Below are 4058 nucleotides of genomic sequence, written 5' to 3' on the forward strand. Positions count from 1 at the left end.
GTCACAGCTCCACCGCCTTCTTGTCCTCGATCTTCTCGACCACCCGCACGTCGGCCCCGACCCCGTGCGCGAAAGCATAGGTCTCGCCCGTCTCGTCGAGATAGCACTCCAGGTCGAAGACCCCCTTGTCGGGGTCGAGCAGCGTGATGGCTGTGGCGCGCACGCCAGCCGGAATCTCGGTAGGCGCCGGATCGCAGTTGCCCGCTGCAGTTACCGCCAGCGAACGGACCAGGATCACCCCGTCCCACTCGCGCAGCATGTTTCCCTCGGCGTCGATCGCCGTCTGTTCGCCCTCGTAAGTCGGCCGCCCCGTCGTCATCCAACGCTCCCCTCAAGCGATATGGCCACCAGTTTCTGGGCCTCTACCGCGAATTCCATGGGCAACTCTTGCAGCACGTCCTTGACGAAACCGTTCACCAGCAGTTGCACGGCCTCTTCTTGGCTGAGTCCGCGCTGCATGGCGTAGAAGAGTTGGTCCTCGGACAGGCGCGTGGTGGTCGCCTCATGTTCGAACTTCGACTGGCCGTTGCGCGCCTCGATGTAAGGCACCGTATGGGCGGCGCAGTGCTTGCCGATCAGCAGGCTGTCGCACTGGGTGAAGTTGCGCGCGCCGTTGGCCTTCGGATGCGCCGAGACCAGGCCGCGGTAGGTGTTGGACGATTTCCCGGCGCTGATGCCCTTTGAGATGATCCGCGAGCGGGTGTTGGCGCCCAAGTGGATCATCTTCGTGCCGGTGTCGGCCTGCTGGCGGCCGTTGGTGATGGCGATGGAATAGAACTCGCCCGAGCTGTCGTTCCCGCGCAGCACGCACGACGGGTACTTCCAGGTGATCGACGAGCCGGTCTCCACCTGGGTCCACGACACCTTCGAGCGATCGCCGCGGCAATCGGCGCGCTTGGTGACGAAGTTGTAGATGCCGCCCTTCCCGGTCTCGGGATCGCCCGGGTACCAGTTCTGGACGGTCGAATATTTGATCTCGGCGTCGTCGAGGGCGACCAGCTCCACCACCGCGGCATGGAGCTGGTTCTCGTCGCGCATGGGCGCCGTGCAGCCTTCCAGATACGAGACATACGACCCAGCGTCGGCCACGATCAGGGTCCGCTCGAACTGGCCGGAATTCTCGGCGTTGATCCGGAAATAGGTGCTGAGCTCCATCGGGCAGCGCACGCCCGGCGGCACATAGACGAAGCTGCCGTCCGAGAAGACCGCGCTGTTCAGGCACGCGAAATAGTTGTCGCTGACCGGCACTACAGAGCCGAGATATTTCTTCACAAGCTCGGGGTGCTCGCGGATCGCCTCGCTCATCGAGCAGAAGATGACGCCAGCCTGGGCCAGTTCCTTCTTGAACGTGGTGACCACGCTGACGCTGTCGAACACGGCGTCCACCGCGTAGCGCGGTGCGCCCTCGACGCCTGCCAGCACCTCCTGCTCGCGCAGCGGGATGCCCAGCTTCTTGTAGGTCTCCAGCAGGTCGGGATCGACCTCGTCCAGGCTCTTCGGCCCCTCCTTCTTGCGGGGGGCGGCGTAGTAGTAGGCGTCCTGGTAGTCGATCCTCGGGAAGCTGACCTTGGCCCAATCGGGCTCGTCCATCGCCAGCCAGCGCTCGAAGGCGTCCAGCCGCCAGGCCAGCATCCACTCGGGCTCGTCCTTCTTGCCCGAGATGAAGCGGACGATGTCGGCGTTAAGGCCCTTGGGCGCGAAGTCCTGCTCGATCTCCGTGACGAAGCCGTGCTTGTACTTCTCCAGGCTCTGGACGTGTTCGACGGTTTGTTTGACGGCGGCCATCAGGCGACTTCCTTACGGCGGGCTTCGTGGCGCGCATGAGCTTCCAGCCACGCGTCGGCGAACCGCGTCCAATCTTCTTCCGTCGTGTCCCAGCCGCCGCTGACGCGAATGGCCGCAGGGGCGATCTCGCCCTGCCCCATAGCGGTCAGCACGTGGCTGGCCTTCACCTTGCCCGAGGAGCAGGCCGACCCCGCGCTGACCATGACACCGGCCAGGTCCAGAGCCATGAGCTGGCGGTCGGCATCCCAGCCTAGGGCGGCAATGCACAGGGTGTTCGGCAGCCTCGGCTCGCCTTCGCCCAGCACCACCGCCCCAGCAGCTTTCATCCGCTCGGCGGCCGTATCGCGCCAAGCCGGCTCGCCCACGCTGGAGGCCGCCTTAGCCGCGGCGCCAAAGCCGGCGATCCCCGGAATGTTCTCGGTTCCCGCCCGCCGGCCGCGTTCCTGCCCGCCGCCGTGCTGGATGCGCACCAGGGTCGCGCGCGGGCCGAACGTCAGCGCGCCCACGCCCATGGGTCCGCCCAGCTTGTGGGCCGAGACCGATAGCGTGTCGGCGCCGATGGCCCGGCTATCCACTGGGATCTTGCCCGCCGCCTGGATGGCGTCCACGTGCAGCCAGCCGTTCGCCGCGCGCACCAGCTCCGCGGCCTCCGCCACCGGCTGGATCACGCCGGTCTCGTTGTTCGCCAGCATGAGCGCCACGAAGGGTCGCCCGTCGCCCTCGTCCCAGTTCGCCAGCCGGTCCCGCAGCCACGCGAGGTCGGCGACGCCCGCCGCGTTCACCGGCAGGTATTCCACCGCCGCGTCCGACGCCTTTGCCGTCTCGATAACGCTGTCATGCTCGACGGCGGAAATTAGCAGGCGGCGTGAACCCGTGGCGACAGCACTTTGAATCGCCAGGGCGTTCGCCTCGGTGCCACCGCTGGTGAAGATCACCGTCTGAGGAGGCGCGGCGATCAGCGCCGCCACCGCCTCGCGCGCCTGCTCCATCATCGCCCGGGCCGCGCGTCCGGCGGCGTGGATCGACGAGGGGTTGCCCACGGTCTCCAGCGCGCGCGTCACCGCGGCGACCGCCTCGGGGCGGACGCGCGTGGTGGCGTTATGGTCCAGGTAGACGGTCATGCGGCGCGGCGCAGCCTTCCGCCGATGACATCGGCCAGGCTCACCGAGGCCAGGTAATCCTCGATCTTGTCGCCCAGATCGGCCCAGAGGTCGTGGGTCAGGCACCGCTCGCCGCGGATCATGCAGCCTTTCGCCTTCTCGCAGCGGGTGGCGCGCAGCGGCTCGTCCACGGCATGGACGATCTCGGCGATGGTGGTCGCCGCCGCGTCCCGCGCCAGCCGGTAGCCGCCGCCCGGACCGCGTGCGCTCTTGACCAGCCCCTCCCGGCGGAGCCGCGCGAAGAGCTGTTCCAGATAGCTCAGCGAGATTTCCTGGCGCGCGGCGATATCCGCCAGCGCTACAGCGCGCCCCGCGTCGGTCTCACGCCGCGCGAGGTCGGCCATCGCCATCACGGCGTAGCGGCCTTTCGTGGAGAGACGCATCGATTCGGGCCCAATGCAGTTTTCGCGCGCATCCGGAGCGGCCTATGTTATTAGCCCCGCCTCGCTCGAAGCGGGGTCGCGCCGGATGGCTGCGACTTAGGAAGACCGAGTACAGCAGTCAAGTATTCTGGGCTGAGAAGAGGGTTCGTATGCCAGAAGTGGTTCTGACCGGCGCCGCCGGGCGGATCGAGGGGCGCTATTCCCAGGGCAAGAGCGAGACCGCGCCGGTCGCGCTGATCCTGCATCCCCACCCCAAGGCCGGCGGTCAGATGAACAACCCCGTGGCCGTGCAGCTCTTCCACCTGTTCATGAAGCGCGGCTTCTCGGTCCTGCGGTTCAACTTCCGTGGCGTCGGCCGTTCGCAGGGCGAGTTCGACGGCGGTATCGGCGAACTGGCCGACGCGGCCACCGCCCTCGACTGGCTACAGTCGACGAATCCCGCTGCCTCCCAGTGCTGGGTCGCCGGCTATTCCTTCGGCGCCTGGGTCGGCATGCAACTGTTGATGCGCCGCCCTGAGACGGACGGCTTCATCTCGGTTTCGCCGCCCACCAACGCCTACGACTTCTCGTTCCTGGCTCCCTGCCCGGCCTCGGGCCTGATCCTGCACGGCCAGAACGACACCGTGGTGCCGCCGATCGACGTGGAACGCGTGGTCTCCAAGCTGCGCACCCAGAAGGGCATCGTGATCGACTACGACGTGGTCGAGGGCGCCAGCCACTTCTGGATGGA

5 protein-coding genes are annotated in these 4058 nt (G+C 67.2%); 1 reads left to right on the forward strand and 4 read right to left on the reverse strand.

Annotated elements, in window-relative coordinates:
- Window position 1 precedes the first annotated feature (1 nt).
- Genes Q0L11_RS15035 through Q0L11_RS15050 form a run of 4 tightly spaced genes read right to left on the reverse strand, consistent with a single transcriptional unit; the run spans window position 2 to window position 3328 of the window.
- Entirely contained in the window at window positions 2-319 is a 318-nt protein-coding gene (locus Q0L11_RS15035; RefSeq protein WP_296598288.1) for a hypothetical protein, read from the reverse strand.
- Complete coding sequence (gene sufB / locus Q0L11_RS15040) at window positions 316-1785, reverse strand: Fe-S cluster assembly protein SufB (protein ID WP_296598289.1); 1470 nt, start codon at window positions 1783-1785, stop codon at window positions 316-318. Before sufB ends, Q0L11_RS15035 begins: the two co-directional genes overlap by 4 nt.
- Window positions 1785-2906: a cysteine desulfurase family protein gene (locus Q0L11_RS15045; protein ID WP_296598290.1), complete on the reverse strand. Its 1122-nt coding sequence runs from the start codon at window positions 2904-2906 to the stop codon at window positions 1785-1787. Before Q0L11_RS15045 ends, sufB begins: the two co-directional genes overlap by 1 nt.
- Window positions 2903-3328 carry an Rrf2 family transcriptional regulator gene (locus tag Q0L11_RS15050; RefSeq protein ID WP_296598291.1) on the reverse strand — a complete coding sequence of 142 codons (426 nt, stop codon included), beginning with the start codon at window positions 3326-3328 and terminating at the stop codon, window positions 2903-2905. Before Q0L11_RS15050 ends, Q0L11_RS15045 begins: the two co-directional genes overlap by 4 nt.
- A 149-nt stretch (window positions 3329-3477) precedes the next feature.
- On the opposite strand from Q0L11_RS15050, the gene Q0L11_RS15055 reads away from it, so the two are divergent.
- Window positions 3478-4058: alpha/beta hydrolase (locus Q0L11_RS15055; protein ID WP_296598293.1), on the forward strand; the 581-nt coding region annotated here is incomplete at its 3' end.

The sequence above is a fragment of the Phenylobacterium sp. genome, assembly GCF_024508875.1.
GTDB lineage: Bacteria > Pseudomonadota > Alphaproteobacteria > Caulobacterales > Caulobacteraceae > Phenylobacterium.